The organism is Pseudorhodobacter sp. (genome assembly GCF_030452865.1).
GTDB lineage: Bacteria > Pseudomonadota > Alphaproteobacteria > Rhodobacterales > Rhodobacteraceae > Pseudorhodobacter.
In genome coordinates, this window is record NZ_JAKDLJ010000432.1 from 1 (window position 1) to 2,866 (window position 2,866).

Here is a 2,866-nt window from a genome sequence, read left to right on the forward strand (position 1 = left end):
GGTAAAGCTGGCTGCATTGATAATTTTCAATGCCAAAGCGGGCCAAAACGCCCAAAGCCGCCGCGACAGGCACCGCGACCAGCATGCCGACAAACCCGAAGGCGGAGCCAAAGACTGACAGCGCGAACAGCAACCAGACCGGATGCAAGCCCACCGAATTGCCGACAAGGCGCGGGGTGATGACATTGCCTTCGAGGAACTGCCCCACGGCAAAAATGCCCGCGATCAGGCCGATATGCGCCCAGTCGCCCCAGAACTGGAACAAGGCCAGCCCGATTGCCAGCGCGCCACCGACCAAAGCACCGATATAGGGGATGAAGGTGATCGCGCCCGCAATCGCGCCGACGATCATGCCGAAATCCAACCCCGCCAGCATCAGCGCCACCGCATAAAACATGCCGAGCACCACGCACACGCTAAGCTGTCCACGCACGAAAGCCGCCAGCACCTTGTCGATGCGCTTGGCCAGATCGCGGATCACCGGGGCGTGGTCACGCGGCAGCAGGCTGTCGATGCGGCCGATCATCCGGTCCCAATCCAGCAGCAGATAGAAGGCCACCACCGGCACCACCACCAGAAACATCACCGCGCCGATGACAGACAACGCGCTGGTAAACAGGGTTTTTGCGGCTTGCGTGCCCCATTGCCGCAGATTGTCCCCCAGCGCCAGAATGCTGCGGCGGACAACGCTGTCCTCATTCAGCAGGTCGGGAAACCGCTCCGTCAAAAAAGCTTGCAACTGATGAAAGATCGTCGGCATCGATTCGACCAGTGCCGAAAGCTGCGCCATCAAGGAGGGTATAACCGCAAGCACCAGCGTCACCGCGAGCAGGAGCCCGGTAAGCGAGATCACGGTGGTCGCCAGCACCCGGCTCAATCCCCAGCGTTCCAGTCGATCCGCCAGCGGGTCAAGGAAATAGGCAATCGCACCGCCAACGATGAAGGGTGCCAGCACCTGCCCAAGCAGCCAGAGCGTCAGCAGAAAGACGACAAAGGCAATACCCCAATAGGTGAGCTGATATCTTATCGGCAATGACATATGACCCTCGATGACGCTGATCCAGCAACATGCCTTCGCCTCCGGTCTATTACAAGGCCGGGATTTTCGCGGTTGCGGTTTCGTCCCCCGTGTTCTCGCCGAAAAATCCGCACCAGAAACCTGCTGCCCTTGCTAGATGGCGCGGTTTTCCCTACACCACCGGCAACTCCCCTTGTCCCAAAAGGTGCCCCCATGCGGCTCTCGCGCTACTTCCTTCCCGTTTTGAAAGAAAACCCTGCTGAGGCGCAGATTGTCAGCCACCGCTATATGCTGCGTGCGGGCATGATCAAGCAGCAGGCGGCGGGGATATATTCCTGGTTGCCGCTCGGCTTCAAGGTGCTCAAACGCATCGAACAGATCGTGCATGAGGAACAGGCGCGCGCGGGGCACATTCCGCTTTTGATGCCGACGCTGCAACCGGCCGACCTGTGGCGCGAATCCGGGCGTTATGATGATTACGGTCAGGAAATGCTGCGGATCAAGGATCGGCAGGACCGCGAGATGCTCTATGGTCCGACCAATGAGGAAATGATCACCGATATTTTCCGCGCCCATGTCACCAGCTACAAAGACCTGCCGCTGACGCTGTATCATATCCAATGGAAGTTCCGCGATGAAATGCGGCCACGTTTCGGCGTGATGCGGGGCCGCGAGTTCCTGATGAAGGACGGCTATAACTTCGATCTGACCAAGGAAGACGCGCTTCACGCCTACAACCGCCATCTGGTCAGCTATCTGCGCACCTATGAACGCATGGGTTTGCAAGCGATCCCGATGCGGGCGGATTCCGGCCCCATCGGTGGCGATGATACCCATGAGTTTCTGGTACTGGCCGAAACTGGCGAGTCGGAGGTGTTCTATGACGCGGCAGTGACCGACATCAAACTCGGCCAGCGCGAGATCGACTATGACGACAAGGCGCAATGCGAGGCGGTGATGCAGGAATTCACCTCGCTTTACGCCCGAACCGATGAAACCCATGATCCGGCCTTGTTTGACAAAATCCCGGAGGCGCGGCGTCGTTCGGCGCGCGGCATCGAAGTCGGCCAGATTTTCTATTTCGGCACCAAATATTCCGATGCGATGGGGGCCACCGTCGTCACCCCCGATGGCAGCCGGGTTCCGGTGCATATGGGGTCGCATGGAATTGGTGTGTCGCGGCTGCTTGGCGCGATCATCGAGGCGAGCCATGATGACAAGGGCATCATCTGGCCGGAAGGGGTGACGCCGTTCCATTGCGGGATTGTCAACCTCAAGCAAGGCGACGCGGAAACCGACGGCGCTTGCGAAGGCATTTACAAGGCGCTGAAACTGATCGGGCTGGACCCGCTTTATGACGACCGCGACGAACGCGCCGGGGCGAAATTCGCGACGATGGACCTGATCGGCCTGCCGTGGCGGATCACGGTTGGCCCGCGTGGGTTGAAAAACGGCGTCGTGGAACTGACCAGCCGTCGCACCGGGGTCAGCGAAGAAATGCCCGCCGAAGCGGCGGTGGCGCGGATTGCCACGATTTACGAAGGCATCTGAAATCAAGGAAACCGCGAAGGAAAGAGTCAGGATGATGAAAGTTACCCGCATTTTCCTTGGCGTGGTTTTGCTGGGTTCGGTTCTTGGTTTTGGCTATGCCGCCCGCTCGCCTTGGGTGATCGTGCCGCTGGCCGTGATCTTTGCGCTCAGCTTTGCCTTGGGGCGTTGGCGCGGATGGCGTATTGCGTGGAACACTGGGGGCATTGCGGCGGCAATCCGGGCGCAGGGATCAACGATTTTGGCGCAAGCGGTGGTGGTCGCGGTGCTGTACCTTCTGGGCCGGGGGGTTGGCGCGCT

General features: G+C 59.8%; 3 protein-coding genes. 2 read left to right on the plus strand and 1 reads right to left on the minus strand.

Annotation, left to right across the window (positions count from 1 at the left end; genetic code table 11):
• On the minus strand, positions 1-1,039 hold a 1,039-nt coding region (locus L0H65_RS17585; RefSeq protein ID WP_301460520.1), incomplete at its 3' end, for an AI-2E family transporter.
• Positions 1,040-1,231: 192 nt separating this feature from the next.
• Here L0H65_RS17585 and proS point away from each other — a divergent pair.
• Together proS and L0H65_RS17595 are read left to right on the plus strand one after the other, a co-directional pair.
• Positions 1,232-2,569, plus strand: a complete 1,338-nt coding sequence (gene proS / locus L0H65_RS17590) for a proline--tRNA ligase (protein WP_301460521.1) — start codon at positions 1,232-1,234, stop codon at positions 2,567-2,569.
• A 34-nt stretch (positions 2,570-2,603) separates the two neighbouring features.
• The coding region (locus L0H65_RS17595) for a hypothetical protein (protein WP_301460522.1) at positions 2,604-2,866 on the plus strand (263 nt) is incomplete at its 3' end.